Annotated in this window: 13 protein-coding genes and 2 pseudogenes; 8 read left to right on the top strand and 7 right to left on the bottom strand. The window is 30.0% G+C overall.

Annotated elements, in window-relative coordinates; genetic code table 11:
- Positions 1–150: 150 nt before the first annotated feature.
- The 3 genes from B5S50_RS20125 to B5S50_RS20115 form a co-directional block, all read right to left on the bottom strand.
- On the bottom strand, positions 151–2,019 hold the full coding sequence (locus B5S50_RS20125) for a bifunctional diguanylate cyclase/phosphodiesterase (protein WP_013238515.1): 1,869 nt from the start codon (positions 2,017–2,019) through the stop codon (positions 151–153).
- 274 nt (positions 2,020–2,293) lie between these two features.
- Complete coding sequence (locus tag B5S50_RS20120; protein ID WP_217302689.1) at positions 2,294–3,748, bottom strand: cell wall-binding repeat-containing protein; 1,455 nt, start codon at positions 3,746–3,748, stop codon at positions 2,294–2,296.
- A 463-nt stretch (positions 3,749–4,211) separates the two neighbouring features.
- Positions 4,212–5,075, bottom strand: a complete 864-nt coding sequence (locus B5S50_RS20115; RefSeq protein ID WP_254306639.1) for a DMT family transporter — start codon at positions 5,073–5,075, stop codon at positions 4,212–4,214.
- A 146-nt stretch (positions 5,076–5,221) separates the two neighbouring features.
- On the opposite strand from B5S50_RS20115, the gene B5S50_RS20110 reads away from it, so the two are divergent.
- Positions 5,222–6,208, top strand: coding sequence for a sulfide/dihydroorotate dehydrogenase-like FAD/NAD-binding protein (locus tag B5S50_RS20110; protein WP_217302688.1), 987 nt, complete (start codon positions 5,222–5,224; stop codon positions 6,206–6,208).
- Between the two features lie 12 nt (positions 6,209–6,220).
- Positions 6,221–6,478, top strand: a pseudogene (locus B5S50_RS20105) (FAD-dependent oxidoreductase); the annotation flags it as partial.
- Between the two features lie 119 nt (positions 6,479–6,597).
- On the opposite strand, the gene B5S50_RS20100 reads toward B5S50_RS20105, so the two are convergent.
- From B5S50_RS20100 to B5S50_RS20090, 4 genes are all read right to left on the bottom strand, one after another.
- Positions 6,598–7,320 carry a hypothetical protein gene (locus B5S50_RS20100; RefSeq protein WP_217302687.1) on the bottom strand — a complete coding sequence of 241 codons (723 nt, stop codon included), beginning with the start codon at positions 7,318–7,320 and terminating at the stop codon, positions 6,598–6,600.
- A gap of 15 nt (positions 7,321–7,335) precedes the next feature.
- Entirely contained in the window at positions 7,336–7,836 is a 501-nt protein-coding gene (locus B5S50_RS20095; protein ID WP_217302686.1) for a siphovirus Gp157 family protein, read from the bottom strand.
- Between the two features lie 17 nt (positions 7,837–7,853).
- The gene (locus tag B5S50_RS21880) at positions 7,854–7,979 is read right to left on the bottom strand and encodes a hypothetical protein (RefSeq protein ID WP_013238508.1); all 126 of its coding nucleotides are present in this window, start codon (positions 7,977–7,979) and stop codon (positions 7,854–7,856) included.
- Positions 7,980–8,060: 81 nt separating this feature from the next.
- A complete protein-coding gene (locus B5S50_RS20090; RefSeq protein WP_217302685.1) occupies positions 8,061–8,234 on the bottom strand; it encodes a hypothetical protein in 174 nt (57 codons plus the stop codon).
- 168 nt (positions 8,235–8,402) lie between these two features.
- Here B5S50_RS20090 and B5S50_RS20085 point away from each other — a divergent pair, with 168 nt between their 5' ends.
- The 6 genes and pseudogenes from B5S50_RS20085 to B5S50_RS20060 all read left to right on the top strand — a co-directional run bounded on the left by B5S50_RS20085 (position 8,403) and on the right by B5S50_RS20060 (position 16,372).
- Positions 8,403–10,025 (top strand): recombinase family protein, encoded by a 1,623-nt coding sequence (locus tag B5S50_RS20085; protein WP_217302684.1) that lies wholly within the window; start codon positions 8,403–8,405, stop codon positions 10,023–10,025.
- A 21-nt stretch (positions 10,026–10,046) separates the two neighbouring features.
- Positions 10,047–11,078: pseudogene (locus tag B5S50_RS20080) on the top strand (FAD-dependent oxidoreductase); the annotation flags it as partial.
- A 271-nt stretch (positions 11,079–11,349) separates the two neighbouring features.
- The gene (locus B5S50_RS20075) at positions 11,350–12,516 is read left to right on the top strand and encodes an iron-containing alcohol dehydrogenase (protein WP_217302683.1); all 1,167 of its coding nucleotides are present in this window, start codon (positions 11,350–11,352) and stop codon (positions 12,514–12,516) included.
- Between the two features lie 196 nt (positions 12,517–12,712).
- Entirely contained in the window at positions 12,713–14,188 is a 1,476-nt protein-coding gene (locus tag B5S50_RS20070; RefSeq protein WP_217302682.1) for a spore germination protein, read from the top strand.
- Entirely contained in the window at positions 14,185–15,279 is a 1,095-nt protein-coding gene (locus tag B5S50_RS20065; RefSeq protein WP_217302681.1) for a GerAB/ArcD/ProY family transporter, read from the top strand. The genes B5S50_RS20070 and B5S50_RS20065 overlap by 4 nt, the downstream gene beginning before the upstream one ends.
- Positions 15,257–16,372 carry a Ger(x)C family spore germination protein gene (locus B5S50_RS20060; protein WP_368041493.1) on the top strand — a complete coding sequence of 372 codons (1,116 nt, stop codon included), beginning with the start codon at positions 15,257–15,259 and terminating at the stop codon, positions 16,370–16,372. The genes B5S50_RS20065 and B5S50_RS20060 overlap by 23 nt, the downstream gene beginning before the upstream one ends.
- Positions 16,373–16,489: the final 117 nt, after the last annotated feature.

The following is a 16,489-nucleotide window of genomic DNA, read 5'->3' as shown; positions in this document are numbered from 1 at the left end:
AAAAAAGGGTTGTTACACTAAGAAATTTACATACAACATATTATTTTGTAATTTACTTGCTAATACAATATGTTGTAAAATTTATTCTCAGTGTGACAGTCCTTATTTTTGTATAACAATATAATGTATTTAAATACAATCATATTCAACTTATACCAACATATTATTAAACTTACCTATTGAATAAACCACACTTTCAATATTTTCTACAGGCATAGGCTTACTAAACAGGTATCCTTCAACTTTATTGCAGTTCATAGATCGAAGTATTTGAAATTGTTTTACAAACTCCACTCCTTCAGCAACTACACTTATATTCATCTTGTGAGATAGATTTATTATGCCATCTACCACAGAACAATCTCTGGAATTAAGATGAATTCGATTAATGAAAAACTTATCAATTTTCAGAGTATTTATAGGAAGTAATCTTAAATAATTTAATGAAGAATAGCCTGTCCCAAAATCATCTAGAGCAATGCTTATTCCAAGTCTTCTTAATTTTTCTAAGGCAGCTATATTAGACTGTAAAGATTGCATAACTTCACTTTCTGTAATTTCAATTTCCAAAAGCTCTGGTGGAAGATTACTTTCATGTAAAACTGTTTTTACCATTTTAAAAAAACTGGGATGCTGTAATTGAACCTTTGAGACATTTATTGATATAATACCAAAATCATACCCTTTATCTAACCATTGTTTATGCTGCTTACAAGCAGTTTCCAGTACCCACTTACCAATAGGAACTATTAATGATGTGTCTTTAGCTACGGGAATAAATTCAATTGGAGAAACGAATTCATTTTCCCCAACTTTCCACCTTAATAGAGCTTCCATAGCCTTGATTTTTCCAGTTTTACAGTCAATTTCAGGCTGATAATATAACTGAAATTGATTATTTTCTAAAGCAGTTCTAAGCCCCTCTTCTAGTTCCGCTTTTCTCGAAACCTCATAAGACATCCTTCTATTATAAAATTTATATATGCCTTTACATGAATCTTTTGCTTTATACATAGCTATATCTGAATTTTTCAGTAAAGAATCAGCTGTAGTCCCATCCTGAGGATACATGGAGATGCCTATACTAGCACTAATATGAATTAAATTTTCGTTTATTTTAAATGGTGCTTTAAATGCAAATATTATTTTATTACAAACTTTTACAATATCATTCTTATCCTTTATATCATGCTGTATTATCAAGAATTCATCTCCGCCTAATCTAAATACAGTATTATCTTCTTCCATAATATTTTTTAATGTATTTGCCACATATTGAAGAAGCTTGTCTCCACATTGATGACCTAAAGTATCATTTACCCTTTTAAAATTATCTACATCTATAAAAAGTAATGCCCCTTTTTTATCATTTTCACTAGAGCTTTTCAATACCTTATTTAGCTTATCTTGAAACATTTTTCTATTAGGAAGATCTGTTAAGCTATCATAATAGCCTAGATATTTATTTTTATCCTGTATAAGCTTTTGTTCTGTAATATCAGTAACATAGCCTGCTATTTTTAAAGCTTTTCCTTTTGCATTCCTAAGTGCCTTTGCTCTAATAAAAATCCATTTTTTCTTTCCACCTTTAGTTGTTAATTTAAACTCGCATTCATAAAAAGGAGTTATCCCTGCTAGGTGATTCTCCAAATAATTTAGCATTATCTTTTTATTTTCATCTGGTAACAATTTTTCTAATATGATCTTAAGATTATCATTTTTACTAACTTTGTACCCAGTAATTTCTTTCCACTTATCTGAAGCAAAAAAATTATTTTTCTCTATGTCATATTCCCAAATAGCAATGTTAGAACTTTCTGCAGCTAATTTATATCTTTGCTCCATTAAATTTCTTTTTTTTATATTTATATAAAATATAATTACAAATGATAATAGTACTGCAACTATGGTTACTGCAATAAAAAATACTGTTTTATATCTACTATAAAAAGAAACATATCCTGCAATTTTCAAATTTTCAATTATGGAAAATAGCTCTTTTTCTAAAGTACTCACCATAAATATAGCACCTTCCGTCCCAAACTGCCTATAGTTGCTATTATAGTATTCTCTATATCAAAAATCAATACAGGTACCATAATATAAATATAACAGCTCTAGTATGCCCTATTATACCTAGTCTTCAACATGATATTGACCGAAATATAAAAGTAAAATAGTATAAATAAACATCTTTTTCATCTTATTCAAGAGATTATTTTGTCTAAAGTTTGTAATAAAAAGAAGATTATAAATTTAAAAAATTCATAGTCTTCTTTTATTGCAAGGTAAATTACTCTACTCCCCAGTTATCAAACTTATCTATGAGCCACCTATTTCCATCGTAAACTAAAGTGGCATTGGCATAGGATAACTCTCCATAATAATAACCCTTTAATGTAATATCCGCTTTATTACCATCATATTTCTTAGAAACTACTTCAGAATTTTCAACAGTAAGTTCAGGTTCAGGATTTCCATATCTCATATAAACTTTACCATCAATATCCTTAAATACAAAACTTATTAGAGCACTTACAAAATCCTTCGTATAATAATTGTTCAATCCATAGTTTTCATTTAAATATTCACTTATAGAACTGTATTCCCCTATGTTATCTGTTACGGGAGCATAGCTTATGCCTGATACATCCATATAGGAGTTTCCATCCACATTAATTTTTAATACTTTCTTAAAAGCATCGTCACCCTGAAGCAGCAATTTTTTAGCATCCCCATTTGAAATAACAGCTTTGCCCTCTAAAGCATCTTGTACATCTTCACTTACAGCTACAGTGCCACCTACTAAAATAACCTTTTCACAGTTGGATCCATCCAAATATTGTTTTTGATCTGATATATTAGCTCCATCTGTTAATATTATTGGTGCATTGTTTTTTGCAGCCAGTGCACCTGCAGATAACGCATCAGGAAAATTCTCACCACTTGCAATGACAGCTTCATTTGAAGTTTGATTAAAGTATTTACATACATTTAAGGATGTATCATATCTATTCATGCCCCCTATTCTTATTATGCTATTACTATTGAGTGATGGGACAATTTCTTTTAACTGACTTACTATATTACCTGCTACTGATGATTCTCCCCCAATAATAAATACTTTAGATGGCTCTATATTTTTCAGTGTTTCTTTTGTTTCATCAGCTAAGTTAAATGAATTAGTCATGATAATAGGATATCCTTTTGAAGCAGCAATACTTGAAACACTTAAAGCATCTGCAAATCCATAAGCATTTACTATAACCGCTGGAGTACCTTTTTCTGTCATTAAATATCTGTCAATTATAAAATTTGTATCAAATCTATTTTTTCCACCTAATCTTTTAACGCTGCTGTATCCTAATGAATTAAAATAGCTCTCAAAATTTTCACTTACAGATGATTTTCCTCCTAATATGTAGATAGTTCCTTCTCTATCTAACTTATTTTTTATAAAGTTAATAGAATCTCCACTGGAACTTACATCTTTTCCTACTAACAATATAGGAGCATTTTCTTTTTTTGAAAGCACAGAGCCTGCTAAGGCATCTGGAAAATTATTTCCACTTGCAATAATTACATTTTCCAATTTGTCGCTGCTAAAACTATTTGCTATATTTACAGATGTTTCATATCTATTTGCTCCGCTTATTCTACTTACACCATAAGCAGTTTTAGCATATACAAATTCTCCTCCACATGTTGATATAACTATCGAAATTATGAAAGCTATGATTTTCTTCACTAATATCCCCCCTATTTTTAATATATTACTATTTATAGTATTTACATATTAAAAAAATTACAGCAGAATATTTAATTATTAGTTATATCGTAGTCATATTTTAGACCATATAACTATATACTATATATTGTTCCAATAAAAGGATGCGTTTTTAAATAATTTAGTTGACATATTCCCTTTACTAGAATATAATTAAGTTTATTAAGTAAAAGGAGGCGGTAATTTGAAAAAAGAAAATATATTAATAACACCTGATGTTATTGAAGAATGTCTAAGTGAATCTCTAGATACTATCGAAAAGAAAGCTTGTTCTTACAGCAAAAAACAAAAATCTTTAAAGTAATTTTCATATCTAAATATTCTTTTCCATTAATATACTTTGTCTATTAATGTATGAATCTCAATTTTCAGTCTGGAATAGTTATCATAGTCACCTAATATGACTGTGATAACTAAATAAAAACTAATCTATTTTTTTAATATTATAAATGGCATAAATAACAACTACTGCTCCAAAAACTTGAAGTAATGATAAAGGTTCCTTTAAAACAAAAAAGGAAAGAAACATAGCTGTAGGTATTTCTAAATTGCCTATTATTGAGACTTTTAAAGCTCCAATATGTTTAATTGCCGCGTAAAGCAAAGTTAAAGGTATTATCTCACAAAACACTCCCAATATTATAATGCAAGCAATTAATTTTCCATTCAAATCCTGTCTAAACACTTCCACTGGAAACTTAAAAATTATTAATGATAAAAATGAAAATATAATGGAGTAAAAGTTAACTGCAAGTGGATTTAATTCATCCATTTTTTTCTCCGTATATATATTCATAAAGGCATAAAATACTGCTGCTAGAATTCCATACATAAAACCTTTTGTTGAAAAGGTCTTTATGCCCTGGTTAAGACCTAAAGCTAAGAAACAGCCTATAAAAGTTGCAATAAGAGCAAAAATTTTATTAAAACTTACCTGCATTTTTTGAAATACTACTGAATAAATAAAAACCATAGCAGGATATGTATAAAGTAGTATAGTAACCATTGAAACATCCAGATAATTAAAAGCCATATAATAGAAAATAGTCATGAAAGTATTACCGACTATACCAAGAACTGCTGTGTGGTATAAATCCTTTTTACCTATTTTTAAAGCCTTACTATCTATTATAAGTATGCCTAGAAACATAATTGGAATTGACATCATATATTGAAGTGTCAATATATTTATAGAATTTGCCCCTTCTGAGAAAGCAATTTTTATTATGATTCCGCAAGTTCCAAATAATATGGCAGACAATACGGAATATATGTATCCTTTTTTCAACAAAACACCCCTATCTGAGTAATTAAATTTAGCAGTCAATGTTTTTATTCTAACATAGTTTTTCATTTTAAAGTAACAAAAATCATTCTGAAAAATAATCTAATATTGTACATAGTTTTATAATAATATCAACGGAGGTTATTTACATGTATTGTATTGATGCAGGAAGTGACTATTGTCCATGCCACTTGGCAGAGACTCTTGACTGTATACTATGCTCTCAACTTTCCGGTGAAGAGTTTTGCCAATGCAAAGACTGGTGTGGAGTTTGTATATATGAACAATATATTGCCAATGGTAAAAAAGCAAAAAATTTAAGGAAAACTTATGATTGTCCCATATTAGGCAAAAAAGTAGCTGAAAATTCTCTTTGCATGTTTACTTTAGAAGCACCAGAAAACCTAGTAAGAGAATTATCTAATGCTGGAAGCTTTGTATTTTTAAGAAATAAGGATAGTGTAAATTATTACGATGTACCAATTTCCATTATAAATGCAGATAATACAAATAATACTCTAAAAGTTGCAATAAAATCAAGCGGCACAAAAACTAAATCACTTTTTAAATTAAATAAGGGAGATACAATGCTAGTCAGAGGCCCCTTTTCAAATGGAATAATGGGACTTTCAAACATCTTTAGTGCTAAAAATGGTGTATCTCTAATCATAGCCCGGGGCATAGGAATTGCTCCTTCTATTCCAGTTATGAAAAAATTATACTCCAATAATAACAAGGTTATATCTATTATTGACACACAGTTTAATGAAAATTTTTATGAGGATTATTTTAAAAAATGCAAATCAAAAGTGCTAGATTGCACTATATTAGATGAGGGAAATCTATCTGAGAAATTCAAATTAATGCTCATAAAAATTCTACGGGAAAATTCCATAAACTTAGTACACTGTGGGGGCCCGGATATAATGAGTTATGAAATTATAGATTTTATAGATAAAATGAACAATTCAAAAAACAAATCCATAAATTTTTCCTGCTGCAATAATTCCAAAATGAGCTGCGGTGAAGGAATATGTGCAAGCTGCACCAAACACTATGAGGGTGACATAGTTAGAAGATTATGCAAGGTGCAGATGGATCCAAGAGATTTATTTAAAGGTAGAAGATTATTATAGGAGGTATTTTTTATGAAAATAATAGTAATTGGCTCAGGATGGTCTGGATGTGCCGCAGCTTTATCTGCCAAAAAAGCAGGTGCTGATGTAGTTATATATGAAAAAACTGACATGGTACTTGGCTTAGGAAACGTAGGAGGAATAATGAGAAATAACGGCAGATACACTGCTGCAGAAGAAATCACTGCACTTGGAGCAGGAGACCTAATAAGCATCACAGACAGCCTTACTAGACACAAAAATTTGGATTTTCCCGGTCATAAGCATGCTCCACTTACAGTATTGCGATCTTATTAAAATTCAAATAAAAGCAACATGTCAAAAGGTCATCTTTCTAGGATGTTTTGACATGTCTATAATAAGTATCCATATGGTTTCAAGAACTCTGTTTATTTTGCCGTACTTAAAATTCGGGCACCTTTGATATTTACCTGACAATTCATACATAACATTTTTCCAAATTTTTTATTGCTATAATCTGCTACTTTTTCCGATATGATGTTTCCACACTTTTCACAGTGAAGTTCATTTTTATTTATTACGTCTTTGTTGTCTATAGTAACTGTTTTACTCTGGTCACCAGCAGCTTTTCCTAAAGAATATCTTAATCTATAATAATTATCTTGAATTTCCAACTGATTAATTTCCCTATTCTTATTGTATCCTATTGACTTAACTTGAAAATGTACCTTTGGCGACAGAGTAACTTTACCATCTTTTTCAGCAAATTCTCCCTGCTGTAAACCGATCCATATAAAAGGAGCTGTATAAAGTTCTCTTCCTATTCCAATATTAAATCCTGCCCTTTTAAAACTATCACTAGCTTGACCCTTTTCTTTTTCCGTATAACTTTCCACTCCCACATCTTGCTTTCTAATCCACTGTTTCTTTTCATCATCCCAAATATCTATATTACAAAATAGTCTTCCATTTATAAGTTCATGGGTTCTTTTCCACCCTGTCATTCCAAAGGTTTCATCAAGTATTTTCATATCAACTCTTGCATCCTTATATAAGAGCAAAACACACCCTACACCATTTGGAGTTTTCTTTAAGCTCTGTACCCTTATTTCTATTTCATCTGCTTTTAAAAGCCGTACCTCCTTATTCATATTGCTTCACCTCCTCTATCTAATACTTAAACTTGTGGATTGTTTAATTTCCACACCATCTATCTTTACTTCTTGTTTTAAATCTTCTAATATAGCCGTTTTATCCAGTTTATATGGTTGAGGAATCTTATACTTTTGTGGAATAGCATCTTCATCTATTACATTGACAGCAGGTGGATTTTTTCTTATTGAAAGAGTAAATAGTTTACCATTTATTTTTTCTTTCTTTAATATCTTCATATGGTCAAATAAATAAAGTTTTAAATTTAAAACTTTATTTTCTGTTACCTTTTTCCTATCCTGAAGTCTTTTAATTTCCTCCTCCAAACCTTTAATGTCTGTGCCTTTCGATTTAATCATTTTAGCAATATTTTCAGCTTTTACATTAAACTCCTCGTTAATTGAATCTAAGGATCTTTCTATATCACCTTTGGCATTTTCTAACTCCGGATTGTCCAATAAATCTTCCAAATTTCTGTATCTCTCTGAAATCTCATATAGTTTACTCAAAATCATTCCTCCCCTGCTACTTTTTAAATATATATCCATACTATTAAAGGATTTTTCTTATCTATAATATATTTTATAGTTCTAAACTCTTTTAACTGTTTATCTCTCTGCTCTATATTTTCAAATCTCATTTTAGTTTTGTTTTCCATCTTATACCTCCTCCGAAGGTACACTCATTTTTTCATGTTCTTAATTTTAGTTTGAATGGTTTTCAATATGTCTATACTTATTTATTTCTTCCATGTTTGTCTTTCTTTTAATATTTTTATGAGTTTATCTATTTGTTCAACACGTAATTCGCTTATAAGTGCTCTTGCAAAAGCTCTTGCCTTTCTTGTTTCCAGTTCATCCATTATTTTAGGGTCTTTTGAATAATGCATTCTTACTTTTATTGGCTTGGCCATAAAATAACATCTCCCAGCTATTTTTTAAGCATATTTACCTACAATATTATATGCACCTCAACTTATTGTGTGATGAAAATTTTTAATTTAAAAAGGAATAAAAAGTTAATTAAAGCCATGTAATTTAATAGAGGACTATATTAATTTTTGAGGATGTGATTTTAAAAAATGATAGCAGCTATATACAGCAGAAAATCCACGTTTACATGCAAAGGTGAGTCTATAGAAAATCAGGTACAAATATGCAAAGAATATGCAAAGAATAATTTGAAAATAAGCAATTTTATAATATATGAAGATGAAGGTTTTTCTGGAGGCAATACAAATAGGCCTAGATTTCAAGAACTTTTAAAGGATGCTAGAAAAGAAAAATTTAATTTTTTAATATGCTACAGGTTAGACAGGATTAGTAGAAATGTTGCTGATTTTTCTACTACATTAGAATTATTACAGAAGCATAATATATCTTTTGTAAGTGTAAAAGAGCAGTTTGATACAAGTACCCCTATGGGTAAAGCCATGGTATATATAGCTTCTGTATTTGCACAGTTAGAGCGCGAAACTATTGCAGAACGTGTTCGAGACAATATGTTAGAACTTGCAAAATCCGGCCGCTGGCTTGGAGGCCAAACTCCCCTTGGCTTCAATTCTAAGAAAGTAACTTATTATAACTCTGAAATGAAACAAAAATCTATGCATAAACTTTCTCCTATAAAAAAAGAATTGGATAAAGTTAAATTGATATATAGTAAGTACATGGAATTTGGTTCTATATCCTTAGTTCTTAAATATCTACTTACTAATAACATAAAAGGAAAAAATGGTGGAGACTTTTCATCTATGTCAATAAATGATATCCTTAGAAATCCTGTTTATGTCAAATCAAACGATTCGGTTTTTAAATATTTAAAAAGCTTAGGTATAACTGCCTGCGGCATACCTAATGGCAATGGAATCATTACATATAATAAACGCAATTCAAAATATATAACTAGAACTACAAATGAGTGGATTGCTGCAGTTGCCAAGCATAAAGGAATTATTGAAAGTTCTACCTGGCTAGAAGTACAATTTCAATTAGATAAAAATAAAAAAAAATCTAATCCAAGACAGGGAACATCTAAAAAATCTTTGTTATCTGGAATATTAAAGTGTGCTTTGTGTGGTGCACCCATGCGTGTCTCTTACGGAAGATCTAAAAAAAATGAAAATAAAAGAGCTTACTATTATGTGTGTACAATGAAAGCCCATTCTGGAAAAAGCAGATGTGCTAACCCTAATGCCAACGGTTCAAAAATTGAAAAAGCTATTGCTGAAAATATTAAAAGACTAGACATAAATAAGCTTTTAAAAGAACTACAATGTCATAAAAATGAATCATCTTCTTCTATTAAAAATAATTTTGTTGAAATGCTAAAAAGAGAAGTTGAAGATAAAAGTAACCAAATGAACACATTATTGCAACAATTATCAAATATAAATGCAGATGACTCCCCTGCTTCTGAATTTATCCTAAATAAAATAGAAAATTTAGCAAAAACAATAAAGGATTTAAATTTGAAATTAGACAAGTCTAAAAATATTGAAGAAGAAAATGTAGATCTAGATATAATAGAAAAAGCCTTAGAAAAGTTCAATTCATCCTTTGTCCTAATAAAAGATATGTCAATTAAAAGGCTCATCTTAGAAAACATAATTGACAAAATCTATTGGAATGGCAATACAGGTGATATTGATGTTTACCTATGGGGAAGTGAAAAAACCCACAAGTTTCATCCTAGTATTTCCTAAACCTGCTGCAATACTATAAACCATGTTCATGCTTGGCTCTATGATGTAAATAAAATCGAACCAGCTGTTAGAAAATATATTTTAAGTAAAGGCATAAAACTAAAGCTAATATCAAGAGTAGTGGATGTAAAAATGGAAGGGACTAAAATAAAAGGTATATATACTTCAAATGGAGATTATGAAGAAGCAGATGCCTTTGTTGAGACTACAGGTTCCACAGGTCCTATGGGAAACTGTATAAAATATGGTAATGGCTGTTCCATGTGCATACTTAGATGTCCTTCCTTCGGGCCTAGGATAAGCATAAGCAAATGTGCTGGAGTAGAAGATCTTCACGGCGAGAGATTAGATGGAACTTATGGAGCTTTCAGCGGTTCTTGTAAACTTGCTAAAGATACTATAGATAAAAATCTCTTACACGAAATTGAAGAAAAAGGTGCAGTAGTACTTAAAGTTCCAGAAGAAGATGTAAATATGGATAAATTAAAGGCTAAAGTATGTCAGCAGTATGCTTTAAAAGAATTTGCACAAAATGTAATACTTCTAGATACAGGGCACGTAAAGCTAATGACATCTTATTATCCATTAGAAAAATTGAGGAAAATACCAGGACTAGAAAATGTCAAATTTATAGATCCCTATTCTGGAGGCAAAGGGAATTCTATAAGATACCTTTCCATAGCACCCGTTTCCGTGGACTTAAAAGTAAATGGCATAGACAACTTATTTTGCGGCGGAGAAAAAAGTGGTCTCTTTGTAGGTCACACAGAAGCTATATGTACAGGGTCCCTTGCCGGTCATAATGCAGTAAGATGTGCTCTTAATATTTCTACCCTATCACTTCCAACTAATATAGCTATTGGAGATATCATAAGCTATGCAACTTCCAAAATACACACTAAGGAAGGAAGAAAAAATAGGTATACTTTTGCTGGTGCAGAATTTTTTAACAGAATGAAAGAAAAAGGCCTATATTCCATAGACAGAGAAGAAATACAAAATAGAATTAAAAATACTGGTCTTTCAAATATATTTAACAGAAAATTAGTTTAATAGCTCGTTTTTCCAGCTACTATATGAGAAAATACTAACCATAAAAATATACCGTTTTTACCTTATAATACGGTATATTTTTATTTTCTACTCCACATAATAAAAATATGCTTATCAATAGTTTAAGATTTACAAAGGTATGCGTCCTAAAATATAACAAAATATTACCAAAACTGATTTGCATAATCCAGATAAGTATAGTATAATCAGTTAGATAATATTTTAACAATCTTTTTAAAAAATACTTTATGTACTTACAAGGAGGATAAAAATGGCAAGATTTACTTTACCAAGAGACATTTATTTTGGAGAAAATTCATTAGAGACCTTGAAAAACCTAGATGGAAAAAAAGCTGTTATTGTCGTAGGTGGAGGATCCATGAAAAGATTTGGATTCCTTGATAAGGTAGTAGAATACTTGAAAGAAGCAGGTATTGAATCAAAATTAATAGAAGGCGTTGAGCCAGATCCATCTGTAGAAACTGTTATGAATGGTGCTAAAGTAATGCGAGAATATGAACCAGATTTAATAGTATCAATAGGCGGAGGTTCCCCAATTGATGCAGCAAAAGCCATGTGGATATTCTATGAATACCCTGAGTTTACTTTTAAAGAAGCTGTAGTTCCTTTCGGCCTTCCTAAATTAAGACAAAAAGCAACATTTATAGCTATACCTTCTACAAGTGGTACTGCAACAGAAGTAACAGCATTTTCTGTAATAACAGATTATAAGGCTAAGATTAAATATCCTTTAGCTGACTTTAATTTAACACCAGACATAGCTATAATCGATCCAGCATTAGCTCAAACAATGCCTCCTAAATTAACTGCACATACTGGAATGGATGCACTTACTCACGCTATCGAAGCATACGTTGCAGGACTTCATTCACCTTTCTCAGATCCACTTGCTATTCAAGCTATAGTTATGATAAATCAATATTTAATTAAGTCTTATCAGGAAGACAAAGAAGCCAGAAATCAAATGCATTTAGCTCAATGTTTAGCTGGAATGGCATTTTCAAATGCCCTTCTTGGAATAACCCACAGCTTAGCACATAAAACAGGTGCAGTATTCCATATTCCTCACGGATGTGCCAATGCAATATATCTTCCTTATGTTATAGATTTTAATAAAAAAGCTTGTGCACAAAGATATGCGGAAATAGCTAGAAGTCTTAAACTTCCAGGAAATACTGATGATGAATTAGTAGATTCATTAACTAACATGATTAAAAGCATGAACAAAAGTATGGATATTCCTTTAACATTAAAAGATTACGGAATAGATGAAAAAGACCTTAAAGATAATGAAGATTTTATAGCTCACAATGCCGTATTAGATGCCTGCACTGGAGCAAACCCTAGAAGTATAAATGATGCTGAAATGAAAAAGTTGTTAGAATATATCTATTATGGTAAAAAGGTTGATTTTTAATCTACTTTATTCTATAAAAAAACCAGAAGCCTAAAGGCTTCCGGTTTTTTTTGTACAATTTTTATAATATTTAATTAACTTATCTAGTTAAATTCTTATAAATCAATCGTGTAGGGGTATCCTCACGAGTAATCATGGGATAAATATTAAAAAAAAGAGCATACTAATTATATTATTAATGCGGAGGTGAATAAATGTGCAGAATAAAGAACCTACAATTGATTCTAACATTAATAATATAAAAAATTTAATTGGTAATAAATCTGAACTGGTGATAAAATACATATTTATCGGAGATAAGAATAGTTTAACAGCCGCTGTCATCTATCTGAATGCTCAAACAGATAAAAATATTATAGATAGAGATATACTAAATCCCCTAATGCTCCACATACACGAGGATATATCAACTATTAAGAATCTAGATGACTACTTATGCAAAAAGTATATTTCTGCAAGTAATACGATTATAGAAACCGATATAAATAAGCTTCCAGATGACATAAATAGTGGAAAAACTGTAATAGTAATTGATGGTATTTCAAACTTTATTGTAGTAGATACGACAGGTGGTATGTACAGGCAGATCTCAGAACCAATTAATGATGTCTCGCTGAGAGGTCCAAGGGAAGGATTTGTAGAAAATATTGAAACCAATATAAGTATACTCAGAAGAAGGATAAAAGATAAAAAATTAACTTTACATAAGTTTAAATTAGGAAGAAGAAGCCAAAGTAATTTTGTAATTATGTATATTGATGATATAGTTGATAAAGAATTTTTAAAGAGTATAGAAGAAAAAATAAGTAAAATAGATAAGGATTTTGTATCTACAAATAGTATAATTGAACAACTTATAGAAGAACATTCTTATAGTGTATTTCCACAGACTATAGGTAGTGAAAGACCAGATATAATAGAAGCTGCTTTAATGGAAGGCAGGATAGCTTTTTTATTAGAAGGAACTCCATATGTTACAACATACCCAACTACGTTTATAGAATTTTTTCAAACAACAGAAGATTATTATGGAAGGACAGTCCAAACTGTTTTTATCAGAATAATAAGATTTATAGCTGCTTTTATAGTAATAACTGCTCCAGCAATTTATATAACTCTTACTAAATTTAATGCTGAACTCATACCCGTTGAATATATAGAGTCACTTATTGCAGCTAGAAAAGGAATAGCACTTACACCATTTATGTCACTTTTAGGTATGAATTTGACTATAGAACTTTTAAGAGAAGGTGGATTAAGACTTCCTGGTAAAATTGGCCAAACTCTTAGTCTAGTTGGGGGTATTATTATAGGAGATGCTGCTATTAAAGCTAAAATTGTAAGTTCTTCTACACTATTTGTTGCTGGTATTTCCACAGTTGCTTCTTTTGTAATATCAAATTATCAAATGTCAATTGCAATAAGAATTCTTTCTTATCCTATGCTTATACTTTCAAATTGGCTTGGTATACTTGGAATAATTATAGGATGGTTTTTTATATTATCATATCTTTGTGCATTTGAAAACTTTGGAGTGCCATATTTTGAGTTTAATAAAGGTGATATGAAAGATACTTTTATAAGAACTCCTGTAAAGAATATGAAGGAAAGACCTAAAATTATACCTAATGTCAATCCCTTAAGACAAAAGATTAGGGGGAAAAATAAATGAATAAAACTCAAAACACACTTATAACACCAAGTGAATTTACAATTCTTTTGATTTCAATTTTTACAGGTATTGGAATGTTGTATTTACCTAATGCAGTTATAAAAGATGCTAAACAAGATGGATGGATGAGTTGCATAATAGGAGCATTATACCCATTGTATACATTAATTTTAGCAAACTATGTGTGTAAGAAATTTCCTAATGATGATATATTTACTCTTGGTAGAAAGTGTTTTGGCAAAATTTTAGGAAGCATTTTAAATTTTGTATTTGTATTATTTTTTATATTTGTAGGGACTACAGAACTTGCAGGATTATCTAATGTATTCAAAGTGTATTCTACACCATTTTTAAAAGAATATCAAATATTTTTAGCTGTATTGGCTGTTATAGCTTATGTATCTTATAAAGGTATGAAACCTCTCGCAAGATTGTGCCAGGTGATTTTCTATATAACTATAATATTAGTTTTTGTACCTAGTGCAACTTTGAGATATGGAAGTTATTTAAACTTAATGCCTGTATTTGGTTCTGGTTTTAGAAATATATTAAAAGCTTCAAAAGAAACAGCCTATTTTTATGCCGGCGGCGAAATTATATTTTTTATTTATCCTTTTTTGCAGGATAAGAAAAAATTACTAAAATGTGGAACTATAGGTATTGTAGTCACTATGTTCATTTATACATGGTCTGCTTTTTTAACTATATATTATTTGGGTATAGAAATTTCACCTAAATATTTATGGCCAATGCTGACATTAGCTGATAGTATAAGCATACCTATTATTAATAGTTTTAGGTACATATTCATATCATTATGGGCATTGGTAGCATTAAGGTGTTTGTCTATTTATTATTTTTGTGCTTCTTATGGTTTGAATAGAGTTGTAAAGAAGGTGTCACCTCAAGCATTTACTATAATTTTATATCCTATAATTCTATATTTATCGGGTTTATATGAAAATCCTATTGGAAGGATGCACTATACAGATATGATACTGTCAATTTATTTGATATACAATTTGATTTTTGTTTCATTAATAGCAATTTTAATAAGTTTTAAAAAAGGTGATAATTTTGAAAAAAAGTAAGGTTTTTATGCTAGTCTCAATTATATTAATTTTTTTAATATCTTTTATAGGAACAAAAGGAGAAGTTGTTGAAAATTTAGATATACCTTCTGCAATTGGAAATGATATACAAAAAAATGGTTCAGATATTACTTATCTTGTACCAGTGCTTATACATTCAATAGAAAGTGGTAATAAAGTAGTAAGTTATGTGATACCAAGCCATGGTTCAACTATAGGAAAAACAAGAGAAGAAAGACAATTGATATCAGGTAAAAAATTTTTATTAGGTCTTAATAGGGTATTTTTATTTAGTGAAGAAACATCTAGAAATGGAATTAAAAACATTATAGATATAAATCTCAATAATCCGAGTTTGAATGATAGGTCAGTATGTGTAGTGTGTAAAGGAAAATCCGAAAACATATTAAAGCATAAAGTGCAGGGATATTCTAGTTCTGCAGAATATATTTATGGAATGGTAAAAAACTTGGGTGATTTTAATTTCCTTTCTTCACAGTGCACCATAATGGATGTTATAGTTAGAATAGATGCAGAGGGTAGAAATACAATACTACCGTATATAGAGATTATGGAAGATGGAATTAAGACGACAGGTTTAGCCATATTTAATAAGGATAAGATGGTCGCAAGAACAAACATGAAAGAAGCTAAAATTATAAGTCTGTTAAAAGAAGACAAGGTAAAAGGTATTGTAACATTACAACAGAATTCAAAAAAGTATACGGATTTTTATGCAACTTCTAAGAGAAAAGTTAAGTGTTACAAGGAGAATGGCAAATATAATTTTATAATAAATTTGGATTTAAAGGGTACTGTGATAGATAATGAATTATATAATAATATGTATAAAGATTTAAAAGAAACGAAGGAATTTGAACAAAGTATGGAAAGTTCAGTTAAGGAAATGTGTGATAATACTATAAATAAAATAAAAAGTCAATATAAAGTTGATGTTTTAGACCTGGGTAGGGTGGCTGCTGCTAAATACGGCAGAGAAACAGGTACAGATTGGAATAAAGTAATAAGCAATTCTAATATACAAGTTAATGTAAAAGTTAATGTAGATAGCCAGGGAAGAGGCGATTATTAAGCTCTATGTATTTATATTAACATGAACAAATATACCCTATAAGCAAGCCTTTTAAGAGGCTACTTTATCCGATGATTACCTGCTCTAATACTCCCACGCACTCTGTGAAAGCGACTA

The sequence above is a fragment of the Clostridium sp. 001 genome (genome assembly GCF_019056555.1).
Classification (GTDB): domain Bacteria; phylum Bacillota; class Clostridia; order Clostridiales; family Clostridiaceae; genus Clostridium_B; species Clostridium_B ragsdalei.
The sequence above is the reverse complement of the archived record's forward strand: the minus strand, read 5'-3'. Positions and strand labels throughout refer to the sequence as shown.

What these genes read in the sequence shown, in the direction of transcription:
- B5S50_RS20125 (WP_013238515.1), bottom strand. Translation starts at nt 2,019, where the DNA reads ATGGTGAGTACTTTAGAAAAAGAGCTATTTTCCATAATTGAAAATTTG.
- B5S50_RS20110 (WP_217302688.1), top strand. Translation starts at nt 5,222, where the DNA reads ATGTATTGTATTGATGCAGGAAGTGACTATTGTCCATGCCACTTGGCA.
- B5S50_RS20100 (WP_217302687.1), bottom strand. Translation starts at nt 7,320, where the DNA reads ATGAATAAGGAGGTACGGCTTTTAAAAGCAGATGAAATAGAAATAAGG.
- B5S50_RS20095 (WP_217302686.1), bottom strand. Translation starts at nt 7,836, where the DNA reads ATGATTTTGAGTAAACTATATGAGATTTCAGAGAGATACAGAAATTTG.
- B5S50_RS21880 (WP_013238508.1), bottom strand. Translation starts at nt 7,979, where the DNA reads ATGGAAAACAAAACTAAAATGAGATTTGAAAATATAGAGCAGAGAGAT.
- B5S50_RS20090 (WP_217302685.1), bottom strand. Translation starts at nt 8,234, where the DNA reads ATGGCCAAGCCAATAAAAGTAAGAATGCATTATTCAAAAGACCCTAAA.
- B5S50_RS20085 (WP_217302684.1), top strand. Translation starts at nt 8,403, where the DNA reads ATGATAGCAGCTATATACAGCAGAAAATCCACGTTTACATGCAAAGGT.
- B5S50_RS20075 (WP_217302683.1), top strand. Translation starts at nt 11,350, where the DNA reads ATGGCAAGATTTACTTTACCAAGAGACATTTATTTTGGAGAAAATTCA.
- B5S50_RS20065 (WP_217302681.1), top strand. Translation starts at nt 14,185, where the DNA reads ATGAATAAAACTCAAAACACACTTATAACACCAAGTGAATTTACAATT.